This is a genomic window from Paenibacillus oenotherae, assembly GCF_019443105.1.
GTDB classification, from domain to species: Bacteria; Bacillota; Bacilli; order Paenibacillales; family Paenibacillaceae; genus Paenibacillus_Z; species Paenibacillus_Z oenotherae.
This window is the reverse complement of the sequence record NZ_JAHZIJ010000005.1, coordinates 90,544-112,063: the sequence shown is the minus strand read 5'-3', so window position 1 is coordinate 112,063 and position 21,520 is coordinate 90,544. Positions and strand designations below refer to the sequence as shown.

The following is a 21,520-nucleotide window of genomic DNA, read 5'->3' as shown; positions in this document are numbered from 1 at the left end:
TTTCCATATAAATCATGCAATTAGGATATTCGAAATAGGGCGCAAGGCGTGAAGGCTATAAGGTCTGACAGTTTTATTTTTCCTAGTGTAGAGGTATAATGGGTGGGGAACTTTGAAGCGTCATCCCAAAAGGTAAGGAGGCGTGAGCGTTTGAATCTGCCTAATATGTTGACATTGCTTCGTTTTGCATTGATTCCCGTTTACGTCGCCATCTTTGTACCTGGTCATATGATATGGGCGTTTGCAGTGATTGTCGCGGCTGGACTGACTGATGTGCTTGACGGTTATCTTGCCCGCAAGAACGGCCAAGTAACAACAATCGGCGCCATGCTTGATCCGCTGGCAGACAAAACGATGATGATTACAGTCATACTATCCCTGCTTATTACCGGACATATTCCATGGAGCGCAGGGGCGGCTATTTTCATAAGGGATTTGGGCATGATCGCGGGTTCGGCATTCTTTCATTTTCGGGGTAAGAAGACAGTACCGGCCAATTGGATGGGGAAATTAACGACGGTGCTTTATTATTTGGCAATCCTCTTTATTTTCTTCGAAATGCCGTTTGCCAAAGCTTATTTATGGGGGGTCATCGTCTTTTCTTTTGTAACGTCTTTTATTTATATTCTTCTGTTCGTCGGATTGAACAAGGATGAGGACGTTGCAGAGACAGAGGCAGTCATTGAGGATGAGGGGATTAGAGTAGATGAACGCCGTCAAGCTTGACGGCTGCACAAAAGAAGCCTGGCCGCTGGACACTTCGGGTCAACCGGCCAAGCTCCCTTATCTTAACCTCCATGTCTGCAGTTCACGAAGGATGGATTTATTATGGCTTGTTACGATTGATTTTATAACTTGAACTTGAAAGGGGTACATATTTGATGTTAGATATTCGCCAAATCCAGGAGATTATACCGCACAGGCCGCCATTTCTGCTCATTGACCGCATTCTGGAGGTTGAAGTTGGCAAACGGGCTGTCGGCATTAAGAATGTTACGATGAACGAGCCTTTCTTCACAGGGCACTTCCCGCAATATCCGGTTATGCCGGGTGTTCTGATCGTGGAGGCGCTTGCCCAGGTAGGTACGGTAGCAATCCTTATGGTTGAGGGCAACCGCGGCAAAATCGGGTTCTTCGCCGGCATTGACAATTTCCGCTTCCGCGGTCAGGTTGTTCCTGGCGATACGCTTACTTTGGAAGTCGAGATTATCCGGCTTAAAGGGATCGTTGGCAAAGGGCAAGCGACCGCGAAGGTAGGAGACAAAGTGGTTGCAGAGGGCGAGATTATGTTTGCCCTGAAGGATCCTGAATAACAACGCTGACAGCAGGAATTGATGACATAGATACATAGTAGAACTCAATGGAGAGGAAGGATCGATAAAGATGACACCAATGAATCGTTATGAAGCATGGCTCAATGACGCACTTATTGATGAGGCAACCAAGGAGGAGCTCCGCGCTCTCGCCGGTGATGCCAAGGAAATTGAAGATCGATTCTACCGTGAACTTGAGTTCGGCACCGGCGGCTTGCGCGGTGTTATGGGCGCGGGAACGAACCGCCTGAATACGTACACTGTAGGCAAAGCAACCCAAGGTCTTGCCGAGTGGGTGCTTGGCAAGAGCGGCAAGCCTTCTGTCGTTATTGCGTATGACTCGCGCAATAATTCCCCGGAGTTTGCGCTGGACGCTGCTCTGGTGCTCGCAGGCAACGGGGTGACTGCTTATCTATTCCCGTCACTGCGCCCGACGCCGCAGCTCTCATTTGCAGTCCGCAGTCTGGGTGCAACGAGCGGTATCGTAATAACTGCCAGCCACAATCCGCCCGAGTATAATGGCTTCAAGGCTTACGGGTCGGACGGCTGCCAGCTTGTGCCTGAGGATGCGGAGCAGGTCATTGGCGCTATTCAGCAAGTGACTGGCTTTGATCAGGTGCGGCGTATAAGCCGCGAAGAAGCCGAAGCGAAGGGATTGCTGCGCTGGCTCGGAGAAGAGGAAGACCGTCAATATGTGGATACTGTCGTATCCAACAGCTTGAATGGCGAGCTTCTGAAGGGCGGCCTCGGCGATTCATTCCAGGTCGTATTTACTCCGCTGCATGGCGCAGGCAATTTGCCGGTTCGCCAGGTGCTGAAGCAAGCGGGCTTCAAGCATGTTCATGTTGTTCCTGAGCAGGAACAGCCGGATGGTTATTTCAGCACAGTAAAGTCTCCGAACCCGGAGGAGCGCGAAGCGTTCACACTCGCGATAGCTCTGGCGCAGAAGACCGGCGCGGATATCATTATCGGAACGGATCCGGATTGTGACCGGATGGGTGCGGTTGTCCGCAATAACGAGGGCGAGTATGTCGTGCTGACAGGTAACCAGTCAGGCGCAATTATGGTCGATTATTTATTGGGCACGTTGAAGGAGCGGGGACAGCTGCCGGATAACGGCGTTGTAATCAAGACGATTGTTACCAGCGAGATGGGAGCGGATATCGCCCGCCATTATGGCGCTGATGTCGTCAATACGCTGACCGGCTTCAAATACATCGGCGAAAAAATGACGCAATACGAGCAGTCCGGCGAGCGGGTCTTCTTGTTTGGCTATGAGGAAAGCTATGGCTATTTGGCAGGCACTTATGCCCGCGACAAGGATGCGGTCATTGCCTCGCTTTTGATTTGTGAAGCGGCCGCCTATTATAAGAGTCAAGGAAAAACGCTGTACGATGTGCTGCAGGAGCTGTATGCGCGGTTCGGAACCTACATGGAGCATCTGGAATCGCGGACGCTCAAAGGTCTGGATGGCGTGCAGCAGATTGCAGCCATTATGGAAGATTGGCGCAGCAATCCGCCAGCTGAAGTAGCGGGTGTCAAAGTAGACAGAATGCTTGATTATTTAACAGGACTGGACGGCCTGCCCCGTGAGAATGTGTTGAAATTCATGTTGTCCGACGGCTCGTGGTTCTGTCTTCGTCCATCAGGCACGGAGCCTAAGATTAAAGTGTATTTTGCTGTTCGCGGTACGACGCAGGATGAGGCGGTTGCAGCTGTGAAACACCTGACTCAGGCGGTAATGGAACGGGTAGACAACAAGGCTTAAGGAGTGGAAAGTGTGCAGCTAAACTGGCAGCAATGGAATCGCAAAGCACAGACGTTCATGTTGATAGTAACTCTGATCGGCATTATTGCCGCGATCCCGCTTGGAATTTCCCGCTGGGGGATGGAGCAATCGGCCAATTCAGTAGAATTTGTATATGATTATAAGGATCTGGTCCAGATTGCATCGTATCAGGCGCACCCGCAGGAATTTATTCAGGAGCATCTAGGCAAAATGAAAGAAGCGGGTATTGAAACGATGGCGGTATTCGAAAGCTCGCTTGAGGAGCTTAGCTGGGCTGGACGGATATCCGTATACAATTCAACATCCTTGAACGGAATCAATGGCAAGCTGGCGCCGGTCAATGAGAATTTTACTTATGTTATATTCGCCGGCAGCCGCGAGGAATCGGTGCTTCGCCCGCTGATTGAATCGGCTTTTGAGAAGTGGGGGATTGTTGTTCGGCCTTTTTCGGAAGGGGATTATTCCGGATTAGTGCTGGAAACGCCGTATGAGGATGCCAAGTTAAAGCTGATGAGTCCGGATCCTATGGCATTGCAGGCCATTCAGGATGCTGGTCTTGCGATTCTGCCTCGTCTCTCGGATCGTGTTCCTTATGATGAGAATGCTGTTAGTGAGCTGATCTCTTCGTACAAGGCGCTAGGCGTGAAGCGGATTCTGTTCGATGGGGATGCGGTGAAGGGCTTTGCTGACAATGAGGAGAAGAAGAGCTTATATACATTCGCTGATATTCTCAATGAGAACGGCATCGGCATAGCTGCAATTGAAAACTCCAAGCCGCAGAAGGGTATCGGTACGCTTGGTTATTTGCTCGATTATAATGTGACCCGAATATACTCGCTGTCGGATGTCGATGCAACGGGCATGAAGGCGGATGAAATCGCCGACCGCTTCCAACTGGCGGTTAAGGATCGCAACATTCGGATGTTCTATCTGAACGGAGCGCCGATGAGCGATATTACGAAATCGTCTATTACGAACTCGCTGAACAATATTTATGAGTCGCTGCAAGGCAAAGATGGCGCGATCGCCAAAATAGAAAAATGGGGCTTTACAACGGGCACAGCGGAAGCTTTCGACGCAAGAACGGATATGACGTCTTGGCAGAAGGCGCTTAAAGGGCTTGTGGCGCTTGGAGCTGTTGCTCTTATCGCATTGCTTATCGCCGCGTTCGTGCCTGGCGTGAATATTCCGGTGTTTGTGATCGGTCTTATCGGCAGTGCAGGGCTTTATGTATTGTCACCGTCTGTACTGGAGCAAGGGCTGGCGCTTGGAGCTGCTATCAGTGCGCCGACACTTGCCTTGATATGGGCCATTAATCGGGTAAAAGCCCATACGGTAGGAAATCGCAGAGCTGTTGGCGGCGATATCGAGACTGCGGCAAATGTGGGAGAACGCTGGATATTCCCGGGTTTTGCTGCCGGACGTCGATTGAAGATGGCGATTGCTTTATTCGCGGCTACCTCGATCATTTCGTTGGCGGGTGTGCCGTTTGTGTTCGGATTATTGAACAGCATCAAATATTCGCTCGTGCTTGATCAGTTTCGTGGCGTAGGCTTGCTGCATTTGGCGCCAATTGGCCTGACCGCGCTGTACGTGTTCCTATACACAGGCGATTCTGTGCTTGGCAATCTGCGCAAGCTGCTCATGATGCCGATTACGGTGCTGTGGGTCGTAGGCGGGGTGGTGCTTGGCGCTGCCGGGATGTATTATTTGTCCCGCACCGGCAACGAGGGTCAGGTGACCGGAGTGGAAATGATCATCCGGAATTTGCTTGAGACGACAATCGGAGTGCGTCCCCGGTTCAAGGAATTTATGCTGTCGCATCCGCTTTTCCTGTTCGGACTTTTCCTTGCGCTTCGTTACCGCGCGGCGTGGGTATTGTTTATAGTAGCTGCAATCGGCCAGCTTTCGCTTGTGGATACCTTTGCGCATATCCATACACCGCTTGCAATCTCGCTTATTCGTGTATCGCTTGGTCTTGTACTCGGCGCCCTGTTCGGACTTGTATTGATTGCGGTTTGGCAGGCTGGGGAAGGAGTTTGGCGGCGATGGGTAGCACCTCGACTGGAACAGGTAAGACGGCAATTCAAAAACGGCGAGTAGTGATTTCCGGCTATTACGGATATCGCAATAGCGGCGATGAAGCGGTATTGAAATCTATTCTGTTCGCTCTTCAGGAGGAAGGCGCGCGGCAGGGAGTGAGCATTGTTCCCGTCGTTCTGTCCATTGATCCGGCATGGACGAGCGAGATGTATGGCGTGGAGGCCGTGCATCGGATGCGTCTTGGCGAGGTTATTCGGGCGATTCGCAGCAGCGACGGCCTCATCAGCGGCGGCGGAAGCTTGCTGCAGGATGCGACGGGAATCAAGACGATCCCGTATTATACGGGCGTGCTGCGGCTCGCGCAGCTGCTGCGCAAGCCGACGTTCGTGTACGCGCAAGGCATCGGACCAGTCAATCGCCGGTGGATGGATCGGCTGATCCGCGGCGTCATGCGGCGCAGCGCGTACATTTCGGTGCGGGACGCCGAATCCGCCGCTTTGCTTGGGCGGATGGGCGTGCCCCATGACCGGATCGATGTTGTGCCCGATCCGGTCATGGGGCTCCCGCTGCCGACCGCGCCGGGGCTTGGCGGCGCGGGAGCGGGGGCCGCTGGCACAGCTGCGGCCCCTGGAGGCGGCGAAGCCGCCAGCCCGGCGGCGGAGCGCCTGCCGGTGGTCGGCGTGTCCTTGCGCCATTGGCGCAAGGATGGCGCCGACCTGGCGCGCGCGGCCGCGGCGCTGGGCGCGCTGGCCCGCAGCCGGGCGGTGCGGCTGCGGTTCCTGCCCTTTCACACCCCATCAGACGCAGAAGCGTCACGATGGGTGTTGGGGCAGCTCGGCGATCTCGGCGCAAGCGTGGCCGAGATCGCCGAGCCCGGCGACGACCCCCAGCAAATGCTGCTGGAGGTCAGCCGCTGCGACGTACTATTCGGCATGCGGCTGCACGCGCTCATATACGCAGCCAACCAATCGGTGCCGATGCTGGGGCTCTCCTACGACCCCAAGATCGACCAGTTCTTGAACCGGATCGGGCTAACGCCTGTCGGCACCACGGAATCGCTTGAGCCGGCTATATTTGCGTCAGCGGCGATCAAGCTGCTGGACAAGCCGGAAGAGTGGCTGCAGACACATCGCAGCGCAATCGACAAATTAAAGCAAGAAGCACGCAGGCCTGCGCAACAAATTTCTGCGCTTCTGCGTCAATCATAATAGAGGTGACATCAAGCAATGAGCCAGTCTGCAGTTCAAAGCGTGCCGACAGTTTCTATATACGGTATTCGGTTTTCCAAACTAAATATGCAGGATACGGTCAAATATTTGACTCAGCGTGTTGAACAAGGTGTGACGACGCAGGTCATAACCGGCAATCCCATCATGGTTATGACGGGGCTGGAGAATCAAGCTTTCCACCGGGTAATGTGCGGAGCGGAGCTTGTAGTGCCGGATGGGACAGGCGTCGTCTGGGCAGCTTCCCGCATTGGTGAACCAGTTGCTGAACGTGTAGCTGGCTTTGACTTGATGCACCAGCTGCTGGGCGTAGGCCAGTCGCGCGGCTGGCGTGTTTATCTGCTGGGCTCTTCCCAGACAGTAATCGAAATCACAGCAAAGAAGCTTCAAGAGCAGTATCCCGGCATTATCATTGCAGGTTACCATAACGGTTTCTTCGGCCCGGAAGATGATGCATCTGTTATTCAGCAAATTCGTGACAGCAAGCCCGACATGCTGTTTGTCGCCAGAGCTGTCGATACGCAAGAGCCTTGGATAGGCCGGTACAAGGATCAGCTGGCTGTGCCGATAATGATGGGTGTGGGCGGCACTTTTGATATCATTGCAGGAGTTCTGAAACGTGCTCCAAGAATTGTCCAGAAGCTAAGATTGGAATGGTTGTATCGTCTTTTGAAGCAGCCAACCAGGTACAAAAGAATGTATGCATTGCCGAAATTCGTAGTGAAAGTGATGCGAGATAAAGAAAACGTCCGAAAACATCGTCCAACCACCTGAAAAGTTCGAGAATTTCGTGAAAATTGCTTGAAAATAAGAGTGGAGTTTCTTTTTCAAACGGAGTATAATTCATTCCGGCACTAGCATTTGAGAGGGAGATGAAGATGGCTGAAGGCTTTCTTTATGTAATCGGATTTATCGTATCACTAACTCTGGCGGTATTAATTACACCACTTGTCATTAAATTGGCATTCAAGATCGGTGCTATAGACAAGCCTAACCACAGAAAAGTTCATACAAGAATTATGCCGCGTCTTGGCGGTTTAGGAATATATGCCGCCTTTGTCGGCGCTTATTTTGCGATCAAACCCTTTATACCTGATGGACTGCTCCGCAACTATGACACCAATCTGATCAATGCGCTGCTTACGGGTGGAAGCATCATTATTGTAATAGGCGTATTGGACGACCGCTTCGAGCTGTCAGCGAAAGTAAAGCTGGTTGGTCAAATTATTGCGGCAAGTGTTGTTGTGCTAGGCTTCGGCGTCAAGATCGACCTGCTCAATATTCCATTCGGGGAGTCCATGCAGCCGGTGGCAGCATGGCTTAGTATTCCTCTGACGATTCTCTGGATCGTTGGCGTTACCAATGCGATCAATCTGATCGATGGCTTGGACGGGCTTGCAGCTGGTGTCTCGGCTATTGCGATCGGTACGATTCTTGTAATGGCCACGGTAATGGGCTTTGTGCCTGTTATTTTGCTTAGCGCGCTACTGCTGGGAGGCGTAGTCGGGTTCCTGTTCTTTAATTTTCATCCGGCCAAAATCTTTATGGGTGATACAGGCTCGCTGTTCCTTGGCTTCAGCCTGGCAACGCTGTCGATGATCGGCTTCAAGCAGGTAACGGTTGTTTCGTTCCTCGTTCCATTGCTTATTATCGGTGTTCCGCTCTCGGATACATTCTTCGCGATTGTACGCCGCTGGGTGAACAAGAAACCGATATTTGCACCGGATAAAGGGCATCTCCATCACTGCTTGCGCGAGCTGGGCTTCAGCCATCGCCGTACGGTTCTGATTATTTATGCTATCGCAGCATTTTTCGGTATATGCGCAATTGTGCAATCGACGATTGTCCAATCGTCTGCGGCGAACTGGATCACCTTCGTTATTATTCTTGTGCTGGTGTTCGTGCTGCAGATCGGCGCCGAGCTTATCGGTATTGTCGATAAATCTCGCCGGCCGCTTCTGAATTTCCTGCAACGGGTAGTTTTGCGTACAGAGCAATCACGCTCCAAATAGAAATATTCCGAACAACCTGGTTCCGAAAGGAGCCAGGTTTTTTGTATGCATTGATGTATGGGACGAACAGAGTCGAATACGGCCTATCAATCAGTTAGCGGTTGAGAACCCAAATCTCGACAAAAGTCTAAACTTTTGTTGATTCGAGGCCGATAACATCAGTACGGAATTAAACGAATGGATTAGAATTTTGGAGGAGGTTTACCGTGAGAAAGAAAATCGCTTTTGTCGTACTGATGCTTTCGCTCGTCCTCCAGCTATTGCCGCCAATCGGCGCAACAACAGCAGTTGCTGCAGCTGGAAATTTTATTTTTCCTGAAGAAAGCTATGACATCAACGCTCCGCGTACAACATCTGATGAGCGTGTTACATTGAAGGGAACAATCAACGGTGTTAACCCGTCATCGATTTCTTACAGTATCTATCAAATGGTGAACGGCCAGGTTGGCGAGAAAAGAGAGAACTTAACAAATAACATTACAGCCAGCGGTTTCAATATCGAAGTATTCAATCTTCAATTGTTCCCTGGACTTAATAAAATTACCTTTACAGGCACACAAGGTGGAAGTCAGGTAACTTCATCGATCTACATCAACTATCACAATGGCCCTTTGTTTTATAACCTTGAGGCTCACATTGATGGTGAACGGTTCCCGATGAAAGAAACAGGTGTTACAGTAGTAAATTCCGCGCCTTCCCGTGGCCGTAATACTACGGATATCAGTATTCTTGGTAATGCTCCCAACGCAACACAAGTTACCATTGTCGTTAACGGCAACAGCCGTACATTCCCGGTAAATAAGACATCGAATTATTCATTCGTTGCTTCACCAATCAATTTAAAAAAGGGCAAGAACTTGGTTACACTTAAAGTATCGAACAATAATCAGGTTATTGAAACGACGAGGGAGATTGCCTTCTATAACGGAGAGGTCATCTTCTATGATGTAGATATTGTCGATAATGCAGTTGCTACGAACACAGGAGCGCTAGAGTACAGTTCAGACTTTTTGTCAACTTCAAACTCAGTTAAGTTCAAAGGTAAAGTTATCGTCCCGAACAAACGATATAATGACGATGCAGATCCAGAGCTTGAGCCACATCCTGATCCGACATTAACATTACCGATTGATTATAATATCAAACAAGGAACCACAGATATTGTTCCTGTTACAACAGTAGCAAGTTTGGTTCCGAGTCCGACGCCAGCGATAACGAATGATTTTTTTGAATATGAATTCGAAATTCCTGCTGCTGCAGTAACATTTAATAATAATTACACAATTGAGCTTAAAACAATCAACGAAGAGAAAAGTAACAGACTGCCTCCGGTAGATATTATAAAAGAAGGCGTAACGTACAATTTCAAGGTCATGGACAAAACTGCTCCGTATATCCATGAAATTAACTACTTGCCTGGTTATAAAGCGGGTGATGCTCAAGCTGTTTACGACGTCATTCAAGGTGTTCCGGTTGATGGCAAGAATCTGTATACTCAGCCATTTGCCCTAGAGATCCTGATTGGAAATCCTGGTGCTGCTACTGTTAACGTAACAGGCATCAAAGATGCCGCAGGAAGCCCTGCAACTGCAGGATCGTATACAGAGACAGTATTACCCGGCACGGCCACAGCATCACGAGACATCAATGGTGTGAGTACAACATTCAAACGTGTGCTGCTACAACTGACTGCGCCATTCGAAGGAACACAGACACTCGATTTTAAATTATCCACATCCTTAGCAGGTGTGGTCGACAAAACAGCAAAAATAACGATGCTTGTAGGAACATATGCGACTTATGATGCTGTATACGACAATATGAAGATTGATATCGATACCACTGTTCCCAATCATATGACCAACATTTTGAATAATGATTTGGATATTTTCAAAGGAAGAATCGAGAATGTGAAGAATATGGGGGATATCCGCTATGCACCTGGCGGTGCTGGATTACCACAGACGATGTTCTTCTATATCAACAATACAGCTGTGAAAATCGATGCGCCTGTCGCAACTAAGAAAAACGAATTCCAAATAATCGCTTCGGATATTCCTATTGCTGCGGGTGCTTTAATTCCCGGTGAGAATATTATTAAATTGATGTACCAGGGAAGCAAAGCTTCTTATGTAAGAACAATTAAGGTATATCTTGTTCCTACTAACTTGCCTGTTATTCCAGTAGAAGGATCTGTGGGCGTATTCCCGTATAATGCTGACAATGTTAATCCGCTGCCGAATGATCCTGATTTCCCGCTAGTCGGCAGCATCTATACAACCAAGAAGTCCGAGATGAAGGTTTTTGGTACATTTGACTTTATCGATCTTGGGCAATCTGTGGCGTCAGATTCCCCGACTTCTATAACGAACAGCGCTGCGGCAATTCAAACGAAGTTGAACGGTTTGGCCGCTGATCGGGACAAATATATTCTGAGGGTTGAAAGCACGAATTTGGCAGCTCCGATTGAATGGGATTTAAGATACGAGCTGCAGGTTTACGACAGCAGCAAGCCAACTGTTGCAGCAATTGCCGTAAACAGAGCGGTAGACGGTTATGCGGGTCCTGTAACGGGTATTACCGTCAGCTACGATCTTGCAACCCAATCCTTCTCGTTCACGCTGAATAAACAGACCTTGAATGATAACGGAAGCCCGAGTGTTTACAACTTCTATGTATACAATAGTGGACTCGTTGGGCCACGGGCGAGCTATCGTTTGGAAGTGGATCCAATAGCTTTGCCTTATGATTTGGTCAGACCATTGCTTCCAAAGAAAGCCATCGTAAATAAAAACTTCGTCGAAGTTATTATTAATGCGCCAAGTGCGGACACAGTTGTTGTTAACAAAGTCAATGCAGAGAAAATCAAATTCGATGCTGACAATGACAATGTTATCGATTATCAGCATGCTTTCCGTGCAGTAGTAGAGGGCTTGAAGGCTGGAGACAATAAAATCACATTCACAATTACAAACAAAAATGAAAAAACAAGTGATTCGTTTGTTATCAAATATTCGCCGACTAACATTCCAGGGGCACAGTACTTGGAAGAGATGAAAAACTCAAACAAAGTATTCGAAGGTGCATTGAGTTTAACGTTCCCTAAGGGTACAACACTCATCCGCAGAGACTTTAACTTGCCTGAGGAATACAAGAACCAAGTATTCACAGGTCACAAGCTTCTCTTCGCGATCGCAAACCCGGAGGATGGCGTTGTAGACCGTCATGAATTCGAGACGCTGCCAATCAACTTTGACCGTATTCTTCAGAATTTTGGCTATCGTTTCAAAAACTCATATCCGACCCGCTTTACTAAGGCAAGCCCTGTTTATTGGGTAGATGCAGGTATGGCCGACGATTTGCAAACGAGCGGTGTCTATGACCCGCAAACGTCAGGCGTGGATCCATATCAATTCCCTAATGCTACTGGAACTTACGGCACCAAACTGCCGACTTATGATGAGCGACCGGATAGCAGAGAACTGGTTCTCTCCAAAACAGGCAAGATGACGCTGACGTTTGATCCGAGCATGCGAGAAGGAATCGGAACAATCATCACAACCTATCGTTATGATGTGAAAAACAAGTACTGGGAAAATGTTGGCGGTGTCGTCGATGCCAAGAAGAACACTATAACCGTACCATTTAACCAGTTCGGTTATTATGTTGTCGGGAAGATGATCAACTCTTTCTCGGACGTTACAAGTCATCCGTATGCACGCAATTACATGGAGGCTATGTATGCGAAGGGCATCATGAATTCTGCCGGTACAGATGAATTTGGAGCTAATATCTTCATCTCTCGTGGCGAATTTGCACGGATGCTCGTTAAAGCATTGGAACTTCCGCTCAACTATGAGCTGAGCAAACCGCACTTTGATGATGTTTCTCCAACGATTAACCCGGATGCACTGTGGGATTATCGATATGTTGAAACTGCCGCACGTCAAGGGATCATCAGAGGGACGCAACCGCGTACATTTGAACCGACGAATAACTTGACCAGAGCTGAAGCTGCGGTTATATTGTCCAGAGGATTGGAATTGAAGCTGGATACAGATCCAACGAAGATTGATAAAGCACTTCAAAAGCAATTCAAAGACTACGGGGACATTAATTTCTACGCAAGAGCTGCCGTATCTGCTATTGCCAAAAAAGGGTACATTCAAGGTGCGCCAGTGGATGCTGCTGATCCGAAGAAAGGCTTCGTGTTTGAACCTCAAGCTAATCTGCTGCGTTCAGATGCAGCCATAATCATTGGAAAGATGCTAGCGGACACGAAAAAGTTACCTAAATTAAACTAGTTTTATTGCAGACCAGACTGTCTGAGACTCACTCAGACAGTCTTTGTCTTTAAATGAAAGCACTTTTACTTGTTTTCTCCCATCTTGGAAGATGTTTTACAATGACGATTAACGGGTATTCAAGCTATACTAACAACGTGCTAGACAAGCTGGTGCAAGAAATGCGAGCAATGTGCAAACGAAATCGCAACCAAGAAGCGGCAAGAAAAAGATTCAAAGTTTTTTCATCGACTGCGCAACTTTTTAAAACCTCCTGCGTTTAAATACATGAGCGTCGAACAGACAAGAAAATATCTTAATTGGGACGCCGATTGGAACTTATTCTCAAAATCCTCTTTACGGTAGATTTAGCCCATTGTATAATGTTATAGTGGCTTAGCGACTCTACCAAAATCTTCAACTATTCTACAGGTTACAAGTTTCTGCGACATGTTCCTACAAGGGGCGCCAATAATGATCGCAGACATCATTTATAAGAAATGTGCTCAACTCTGGAAAGGGGGTGAATCGGCCAATGAGAAATACGAGCGATCCATATTTTAAACAAAACTCTCAAGAACCGAAGCATTTTAGAGGAGGAGAAAAAAAGGTTATGAAAAAAAGTTTATCCCTACTTGTAGCTATCGCTATGGTTATCAGCATGTTCGCATCCGTAGCAGCTGCAGCTGAACCAGAATTGACAACGCAACAAAAGTTTGACGCATTGAAAGAAGCAGGTATCTTCTCTGGTTACCCGCCGAATGGTGACGCTGGTCTTAACAGAGAAATGACTCGTGCAGAGTTCGCAAAAGTAATTGCTTTGATTAATGGTTTGGAAGACAACGCAACAGCAGCAGCACAATACACTGACATTCCTGCTAAATACTGGGCAGCACCTTTCATCGGCGCTGTAACAGTTGAAGGCATCATGAACGGTCTTGGCGCTGGCAAATTTGGTCCAACTGGTAAAGTAACGATTGAGCAAGTTGCTAAAATCGTTGTTGAGATTGCTGGTCTTGAGCCAAAAGAAGGCGCAACTGTACCAGGAACTTCCGCTTGGGCAGCAGGATATGTAGCAGCAGCTGTTGAAGCTGGTCTTATCCCTCAACAAGCTAGCTACAAAGGTAACGCTCTTCGTGGTTTGCTCGTAGACGTGGCTTTTGATGTAGCTGGCGAAGTAGAAGGCGCTATCTCTGTTAAATCCGTTAAAGTAGTTGACGAGAAAAACATCGAAGTTACTTTCTCTGACAACGAAGTTGTTAAGAAAGCTCTCGATACTGCTCTTGTAGCTGGAACGGCAACTAAAGTTTCCGTTGAGTACAAAGGCAAAACTTACGAAGTTGAAGTTAAACTTGATGCTATCAAAGCAACTGCTGCTAAACAAACAGGTGCTAAGAAAATCACTGTAGACTTCAACCAACCAGCTCTTGCAGCTGACAAAACTGCTCTTACTTATGAGCTGAAATCCAGCTTCACGACTTACTCCGTAACTCCTAAGTATGCTGACGACAACAAATCTGTTGTTCTGGAAGCTGCTTACCTGGCAGCTGGCGATTACACGCTGACTGTTAAAGGTAGCGAAGCTATCTCCCTGAAAGTTGAAACAGAAAAAGCAGCTAAAGTAGACATCACTGTACCAGCTGTTCAAAAAGCTGACGGTGTATCCTTGGGTGCAAAACTGCTCAACCAATTCGGCGAAGAAATGGCTCAAAAACCTGAAGTAACTGTTTACAACACTACGAAAAACAAAACAGTAGCAGTAAACAACGGTAAAGTTGATCTGAAGAGCGACGATGTTGCTGCAATCAATGATATCCTTAACGTTGTAGCTGTATATCCTTCTGCTGGTCTTTCGAACTCGAAACAACTTAAAGTAATCAACGGTAGCATCGCTACATCCGTTAAGTTGACTGAAGTTCTTCCTTTGACTGGTAAAACTCGCATCTCGATCAACGAAGACGGTTTTGTACTTCCGTTGGTTCTGACTGATGCTAATGGTCAAGTAGTAAAACTTCCTGAGTCGGCTAACATCAACCCAGGTAACGTACAATCGTTCGATTACGCTGGTCTGTACTTCTACATCAGCGATCTTAAACTGATCCCTAAGTTCACGATCAACAGCGACGGCGTTATCAAGTTTGATACTAAGAGCGACAATGGTAAAGGCGGCACTGTTACAATTTATGTAACTAACCCTGCTGCAAATGCAAGTGCAACAATCAACGTTCCTGTTAGCGGCAAAGCTGAAGTGAAAGAGCTTCAAGTTAGCCACCCTGGTAAACAAATCGTTAAAGGCGAAAAAGTAATTTTCCCTTACGTTGCAATTGACTCTTTCGGTGCAAAAATCGAGCCTAAAGACTTCAACCTTGACAAAGTTTCCTTCATCGGAACGAACGTAACTTCCAAAGTTACTGCTAAAGGTGAGTTGGAACTGGTTTTCGCAAACGATGGTAGCTTCACGCTTTACACGCTTGTAAATGGTGTTCAACAAAAAGACAGCCTGCAAGTAACTGTAGGTAACCACGCTAAAACAACTGCAATTAATGGTTTGAAAGATGTAACTACAACTCTTGAAGTTGGTGCAGCTGTTGAAGTTAAAAAAGGTAACATCCAAATCATTGACTCCTACGGTCGTGTTAAAGATGTTGCAGACAACACTTACTCTGTAGTAAGCAAAAAACCAGCAGTTATCGCTTACAATGCTGGTACTGGCAAACTGGAAGCAATTGCTGACGGTTCCGCTGATGTAACTGTAACTTGGACTGGTACTGACGCTGACGGCGAGCAAAGAACGTTCAGCAAAGACTTCGCATTCACTGTAGTTAAATCCGATGACATCAAATCTTACGAGATCAAATCAATCGGTACTGTATATGGTAAGTCTGACCTGAGCAACAATGACAAAGCTAAGTATTCCAAAACTGTTAAAGTTAACGGTAAAACTGCAGGCGGTACTTTGGTTGCACTTGTTAACGACGTAGCTCCTTTCGTAACTAGCTCTGAGCCAACAATTCTTTCCACAGATGGCGCAGCTATCTTCGGTAAGAAAGCTGGTAAGTCTACTGTATCCGTTGTAATCAACGGTAAAACTGTAGCTACTCAAGAAGTTACAGTAGCAGAAGAAGCTCCTGCTCTGAAAACTGCTAAGTTCAAGAAAGACGAGTACACTACAACTGTTAACGGTCAAGTAACAGTTGAGTTGGAACTGAAAGACCAATACGATGTTGAAATCGCTCCTGGATTCCAAACATCCACAGTGAACAAAGACGTTGCAACTTTTGCATCTGCTACTTCCCTGGTAGTAACTGGTCACAAAGTAGGCTCCACTACATTGACTTATGTTGCATCTAACGGTGTAACTGCAACTGCTACAATCGTTGTTGAGTAGTAGCAACAGGTTTCATTAAAAGACAGGCGAGGTTTCCTCGCCTGTCTTTTTTATGTACATAAAATTTCATTGAATATGACACATATCTTGATTAGTATCTGATCTCTATGACGAAATGTGATAAAACTTCTGTTAAGACGAAACAAAGTGTTACGATCAAGCGTCTAATAAGGTATAAAGAAAGAATCAGGAGGAATGAACGTGAAACAAAAGTGGATCAAATATGGGGTCATTACCTTAACTGCATCTTCCTTGATGCTGCAAGGGGGAATACTTCCCTCGACGCCAGTCTTAGCAGCTGCAAGCAAAACTAGTGTCTCATTATCCAGCTCTGTGGTTAAGCTTAACGCTTCCGCTTTTTTGAGCATTCGTGATGCACATTTCTTGATGCAAGAAAAAGGAAAAGTTTTAGCTTTTTCAATAGCTGTTACAAATAATAGTTCAAAGCAACTAGATCTGATGGATTATTGGTTGCGAGTAAAGACCAAATCCGGAAAGTCATTCAAATCGACAGTTATTGAAGCTGATAAAACAAAAACTACGGTTGCTGCTAAAACGACACAATACATTACCTATTATGCGGTTGTTGATAATGCTACTAAAATAAACGATTTAGCTTTCGAGGTCGTGAAGTGGGATTTTTCAGCGGCTAACTATGAACGTCGCTTAGGACTTATACAATATCCATCCAATGCAACTGATGTTGTCCCAGCTTTTAAAGATACTGTCATGCTAATCAACAATAGTAAACTTAGAGGGGCCATTAAGCAGACTTTTATTACGAAAGATGCGAGCAATGCCTATTTAACAGTGAACTTTTTGATGGAGAATGTTGGGTTGCAAACGACTGATCTTACAAAAATGAATTTTTTCCTCCAAACGGAAAGTTTGTCTGTTTATAATGTGAGCGTTGCAGGTACGGAACAAACAACCATACAGCCCAAGGAAAGAAAAATTGTAACACTTCATGCTACAATTCCACTTGCTGTCGCTGGCAAACCACTCTCCTTTATTGCTGCACAAAATGAGGAAGCATCAAAAGTTCTGCTGCCATCCGGTGTGTTTGCATTGCCTCAAACGAAACCGACGACAGCAGTTGCGGTAGGTCAGACTCGCATGGTATATATGAGCGGGACGCCTATCAATACAAAAACTGGACAGGTATTTTTGACCCAAGGCTCGGATAAGAATCAAATTGCCCTTGATTACAAGCTCACTAATATCGGGACTGCATCTATTACGAATCCGAACCTTGATTATTTTATTGTAACCCCAACAGGAACTAGTTATCCGCTAACTTATGCAAAAGAAGAAAGTGGTACATTACTTCCTAATATCGAGAAGGTTGTTTCATTAACAGGAGAGATCCCTACCTCGATTAAGCCTGATACCGCTCAATTATTGGTAAAGACTGCTGCAACTGAAAAGGATAAATCATATATTATTGGTACTTATAATATCCAGACAACTTCACAAGAAGGAAGTCTTGGAAGCTCATTCGCTTATAATGATTATAATGTGAAGCTTAATTCCGTAGAGCGTTCACCAATGGAAGACAATGATGTATTAGTTGCTAATATTACAGTTACTAACAATAGTGGTGTATCCAAGAAAGTGCCGGCTATGGGTGGTTACTTTATGGTTAATGGTGTAAAAGTAGGAACGGAGCAAAAAGCGATTGCGCTCGATGATTCCATTACTATTGCGCCGGGTGCATCCTACGATATGGTTGTATATTCAACAATTCCTTATACAACAAATATCGATAAAATAACATTTGTCAGCACAGAGACGGTAGTAGACAAACCAGGGAAGATGCTTTATCAATTTTCTGGACAGCAACTAAGCAACTTGCCACTCCGTAATATTGATGCTCCATATGAGATTAATCGAGTCGGGAAGAAGGCATCAATCAAGGTTTTAAGATCAGCGGTTTTCCAAGGTTCAGCCAAAAATAATTTCTATGTTGAATTTGAAGCGGTAAACAATGAGACTCGGGCTGCAGCAATTTCGAAACTAGGCGGGTATATTAAAGATAAGAACGGAATTGTTGTACCCGTACAATTTGTTGAAGTGAAAGAAAAAATATTGCCAACAGGCAAGGTACTATTCTCAGCATGGGCTCAAATAGGCAAAAATTTCGATGTTTCTGATTACAGCCTGACGATCGGCCAAGCAATAGGCGAGACAACAGCAAGCAGTGGTGCTTCTACAGGAGAAGGTGGGGATGGCAGCAATGGCGGGACTGTGGAAAAAGCTCCGGTCATCATTAAGCCGGTAAGCTACTCACTCACAGGTATAACCAATCCTGGGACGAAGTCAGATCTTAAGGATATTAATTTTGCAGGATATACTTTAAGTCTTGCTAAAATATATGCATTCCTCAATATTCAAGGTGAAATGACTGTTGAGGGTCTTAAGATGACATTGGATTACAGTTTAATCAAAGATCAACAATATGATTACATTGCTGGTGATCATAAGCTGATATTTGAATTCGTCAATAATGATGCAACAAAAGTGACTCATTCCAAGCAGTTTGCTTTGACTACTGCAGGTACGAATGAAGAAATATTGAAGGAAGCAACTAATACACCGTTAGCCTTTACAATGAGCGATCCGGACATTCAATCCAAAATTCAGAAATATGATACGTATACACTAAATGTATATGATGTTTTCCAAAATGCGAAACTGCTTATTGCATCCAAAGAATTGAAATGGTTCTCTATCGTTCAATAAGTTGAATGAACCCCGTCCTGAAATTGGCTTCAAAATAGGGCGGGGGTCTTTTATTTCATCAGGGTGGATGTATCTCTGAAAATCTAGTATTCTAGAAGGAACTACTAGAGCGAGAGGAGCGAGCATGTTGAAGCAGAAGGCTATGATACTTGTTGCTGTGGTTGCTATCAGTGCAGGTATTGCAATAGGCACACAGTGGCCCACAAGGGCTGAGGGGGAAGCCGCGCAGGCTGCGCCAGGCAGTGTTGATGATCCAGTCGTTACGAAGAGTTATGTTGATGGGAAGATTGCTGGATTGACCGGCAGTAATAATGGCGGAAAAGACGGATCCACACAAGAGGGTACCAAAGAAGCAGAATCCGTCAAGATCGTTAACGTGTCTCCAGGACAAATGCTAATTGCAAAAGATGGGTCGGAGGCAGTCGTTCGAGCTGGCAAAGCAGTAGCCTATAGTCCTGACTCCAACGGGATTGCAGATGTAACAGACGGTACCGATATCAAAAGCGGCAGCAGAGTACTTAATAATCACCTCATCCTGTTTCCGCGTGGAGGCCGGGGGTTAATGCCGGAATCCGGACAAAAAAATGGTCTTACTGTAATGGTAACTGGAGGCTATGAAATCAAGGATCAAATTCAGGAGTAAGAACCATGCGACATCACTGGTTATTGGTTGTTGGACAGTGCTGCTTGATCGATAAATAACGTTGATAAAGATAATCATGAAACTTTTGCCCATGCTTACAATAAGTTTATTGCTTCAACAATGGACTTGGAAGGCATCCTAACCCCATATCCTTTTTCTAATTCAATTGGAGGTGCAGGAGATGGCAAAACGTTCATCTAATAAAGTAGTTGTTCCACAGTGCCGGGAGGCACTCAATCAGATGAAGTATGAAATTGCAGCAGAACTGGGATTAACGGCAGGCGGGTTGACCGCAGAACGGCTTGGACATACGGAATTCGCATCTGAGTTAGGTGCCATTGGGAGTGCAGCGAGTGATGCTGGCAGCGTTCCATGGTCTCATCTTGCGACCAGAGACGCCGGTTCTGTTGGCGGACTTATGACAAGACGATTAATACAGCAAGCGGAACAAGCGTTAAATGGTTTGTAAAGGGAATTAGAAACCATTGACATAAAGCGACAGTTTCGGTATCATACTGTTCTAGAGAGTTGTCATGAGCCTTTTCCACCTCGGAAAAGGTTCATTTTTTGAAGTCAGTACGGTTACTGTATCGACATTGACTTCTTTATAGTCTCTATTCTTTAACCCTTTTATTCATCATTATTACAATTCAGGTTATAGGAGGTTGAGAACAGATGTCACTTAAAGGACGTCATTTGTTTACTTCGGAGTCGGTAACTGAAGGACATCCGGACAAGATTTGCGATCAAATTTCGGATGCCGTACTGGATGCTTTTCTGGAGGCAGATCCATATGCTCGCGTAGCTTGTGAGGTTTCAGTGGCAACAGGTCTTGTACTTGTTATCGGTGAAATAAGCAGCAACGCGGATTATGTGGATATTTCTGCTATTGCCCGCCGCACGATCAAGGAAATTGGTTATACTCGTGCCAAATACGGCTTTGATTCCAGCACTTGTGCTGTACTGACTTCACTGAATGAACAGTCGGCTGACATTGCGCAGGGCGTTAATGCTGCACTTGAATCGCGTGATGGCAAGGATGTTCAGCAGGAGAATGAAGATATCGGAGCAGGCGACCAAGGTCTGATGTTCGGTTTTGCAACGAATGAGACACCTGAGCTTATGCCTTTGCCAATCGCATTATCTCACCGCATTGCGCGTCAATTGTCGGAAATGCGCAAGAATGGAACGCTTGAGTATCTGCGTCCGGATGGCAAGACACAGGTGACTATTGAATATATTGATGGCAAGCCTACACGTGTGGATACGATTGTTGTATCTACCCAGCATGCTGAAGAAATTACACTTGAGCAAATTCAAGCTGACATTCTTGAGCATGTCATCAAGCCGGTTGTGCCTACGCAATGGCTGGATGATGAAACCAAATACTACATCAATCCTACCGGCCGTTTCGTAATCGGCGGCCCGCAAGGCGATGCCGGTCTTACAGGCCGTAAAATTATTGTCGATACTTATGGCGGCTATGCACGTCATGGCGGCGGAGCTTTCTCAGGCAAGGATCCTACGAAAGTAGACCGTTCTGCAGCTTATGCGGCTCGCTATGTTGCCAAGAATCTGGTTGCGGCAGGCCTTGCTGACAAATGCGAAATTCAATTGGCTTATGCTATTGGTGTCGCAACTCCGGTATCCATTAATGTCGATACTTATGGTACGGGTAAAGTGGATGAGGAGAAGCTCGTTGAAGTTATTAAGAAAAACTTCGACCTGCGTCCGGCAGGCATTATCAAAATGCTGGATCTTCGCCGTCCGATCTACGCGAAGACTGCTGCATATGGCCACTTCGGCCGGACAGACATCGATCTTCCGTGGGAACGCGTTGACAAAGCGGAGAAGCTGAAAGCAGACGCTTTGGCTTAACCGTTTGATTCATAGATAGGATATCCAAGAAGCCGCTCCTCTTTCCGGGAGCGGTTTTTCTGTCCGTTTAAAATTTAGGAGCAAAGTCTTCATTTAAAGCCACGATTTACCGAAAAATATAGTACTAGTGTCGAAATTGGGGAGTGGTTATAGTTGATCCGAAATCGTAGTATATCTTATTTGTTAGCTGTTCTCTTATTCAT

The 21,520-nt window shown here is 46.4% G+C and carries 13 protein-coding genes; all 13 read left to right on the top strand.

Annotation, left to right across the window (positions count from 1 at the left end; genetic code table 11):
- The first annotated feature begins 150 nt into the window (after window positions 1-150).
- Window positions 151-726 carry a CDP-alcohol phosphatidyltransferase family protein gene (locus K0T92_RS09705; protein ID WP_219872263.1) on the top strand — a complete coding sequence of 192 codons (576 nt, stop codon included), beginning with the start codon at window positions 151-153 and terminating at the stop codon, window positions 724-726.
- A 155-nt stretch (window positions 727-881) separates the two neighbouring features.
- Window positions 882-1,313, top strand: a complete 432-nt coding sequence (gene fabZ, locus K0T92_RS09700; RefSeq protein ID WP_219872262.1) for a 3-hydroxyacyl-ACP dehydratase FabZ — start codon at window positions 882-884, stop codon at window positions 1,311-1,313.
- 70 nt (window positions 1,314-1,383) lie between these two features.
- Window positions 1,384-3,081: a phospho-sugar mutase gene (locus K0T92_RS09695; protein WP_219872261.1), complete on the top strand. Its 1,698-nt coding sequence runs from the start codon at window positions 1,384-1,386 to the stop codon at window positions 3,079-3,081.
- A 12-nt stretch (window positions 3,082-3,093) separates the two neighbouring features.
- The gene (locus tag K0T92_RS09690) at window positions 3,094-5,205 is read left to right on the top strand and encodes a DUF5693 family protein (RefSeq protein ID WP_343223680.1); all 2,112 of its coding nucleotides are present in this window, start codon (window positions 3,094-3,096) and stop codon (window positions 5,203-5,205) included.
- The gene (gene csaB, locus K0T92_RS09685; protein WP_219872419.1) at window positions 5,151-6,353 is read left to right on the top strand and encodes a polysaccharide pyruvyl transferase CsaB; all 1,203 of its coding nucleotides are present in this window, start codon (window positions 5,151-5,153) and stop codon (window positions 6,351-6,353) included. Before K0T92_RS09690 ends, csaB begins: the two co-directional genes overlap by 55 nt.
- 18 nt (window positions 6,354-6,371) lie before the next feature.
- On the top strand, window positions 6,372-7,145 hold the full coding sequence (locus K0T92_RS09680) for a WecB/TagA/CpsF family glycosyltransferase (RefSeq protein ID WP_219872260.1): 774 nt from the start codon (window positions 6,372-6,374) through the stop codon (window positions 7,143-7,145).
- Between the two features lie 104 nt (window positions 7,146-7,249).
- Complete coding sequence (locus K0T92_RS09675; protein WP_219872259.1) at window positions 7,250-8,383, top strand: glycosyltransferase family 4 protein; 1,134 nt, start codon at window positions 7,250-7,252, stop codon at window positions 8,381-8,383.
- Window positions 8,384-8,589: 206 nt separating this feature from the next.
- Complete coding sequence (locus tag K0T92_RS25485; RefSeq protein ID WP_219872258.1) at window positions 8,590-12,687, top strand: S-layer homology domain-containing protein; 4,098 nt, start codon at window positions 8,590-8,592, stop codon at window positions 12,685-12,687.
- 514 nt (window positions 12,688-13,201) lie between these two features.
- Window positions 13,202-16,054 (top strand): S-layer homology domain-containing protein, encoded by a 2,853-nt coding sequence (locus K0T92_RS09665; RefSeq protein WP_219872257.1) that lies wholly within the window; start codon window positions 13,202-13,204, stop codon window positions 16,052-16,054.
- 201 nt (window positions 16,055-16,255) lie between these two features.
- Window positions 16,256-18,796, top strand: coding sequence for a hypothetical protein (locus K0T92_RS09660; RefSeq protein ID WP_219872256.1), 2,541 nt, complete (start codon window positions 16,256-16,258; stop codon window positions 18,794-18,796).
- A gap of 124 nt (window positions 18,797-18,920) precedes the next feature.
- On the top strand, window positions 18,921-19,439 hold the full coding sequence (locus K0T92_RS09655) for a hypothetical protein (protein WP_219872255.1): 519 nt from the start codon (window positions 18,921-18,923) through the stop codon (window positions 19,437-19,439).
- Between the two features lie 181 nt (window positions 19,440-19,620).
- Window positions 19,621-19,908, top strand: coding sequence for an alpha/beta-type small acid-soluble spore protein (locus tag K0T92_RS09650; RefSeq protein WP_219872254.1), 288 nt, complete (start codon window positions 19,621-19,623; stop codon window positions 19,906-19,908).
- A gap of 206 nt (window positions 19,909-20,114) precedes the next feature.
- The gene (gene metK, locus K0T92_RS09645) at window positions 20,115-21,317 is read left to right on the top strand and encodes a methionine adenosyltransferase (RefSeq protein ID WP_219872253.1); all 1,203 of its coding nucleotides are present in this window, start codon (window positions 20,115-20,117) and stop codon (window positions 21,315-21,317) included.
- The last annotated feature ends 203 nt before the right edge of the window (window positions 21,318-21,520 follow it).

Bases quoted from the DNA above. Each gene is read 5' to 3' on its own strand.
- fabZ (WP_219872262.1), top strand. From the start codon at position 882: ATGTTAGATATTCGCCAAATCCAGGAGATTATACCGCACAGGCCGCCA.
- K0T92_RS09695 (WP_219872261.1), top strand. From the start codon at position 1,384: ATGACACCAATGAATCGTTATGAAGCATGGCTCAATGACGCACTTATT.
- csaB (WP_219872419.1), top strand. From the start codon at position 5,151: ATGGGTAGCACCTCGACTGGAACAGGTAAGACGGCAATTCAAAAACGG.
- K0T92_RS09680 (WP_219872260.1), top strand. From the start codon at position 6,372: ATGAGCCAGTCTGCAGTTCAAAGCGTGCCGACAGTTTCTATATACGGT.
- K0T92_RS09675 (WP_219872259.1), top strand. From the start codon at position 7,250: ATGGCTGAAGGCTTTCTTTATGTAATCGGATTTATCGTATCACTAACT.
- K0T92_RS09665 (WP_219872257.1), top strand. From the start codon at position 13,202: ATGAGAAATACGAGCGATCCATATTTTAAACAAAACTCTCAAGAACCG.
- K0T92_RS09655 (WP_219872255.1), top strand. From the start codon at position 18,921: ATGTTGAAGCAGAAGGCTATGATACTTGTTGCTGTGGTTGCTATCAGT.
- K0T92_RS09650 (WP_219872254.1), top strand. From the start codon at position 19,621: ATGGCAAAACGTTCATCTAATAAAGTAGTTGTTCCACAGTGCCGGGAG.
- metK (WP_219872253.1), top strand. From the start codon at position 20,115: ATGTCACTTAAAGGACGTCATTTGTTTACTTCGGAGTCGGTAACTGAA.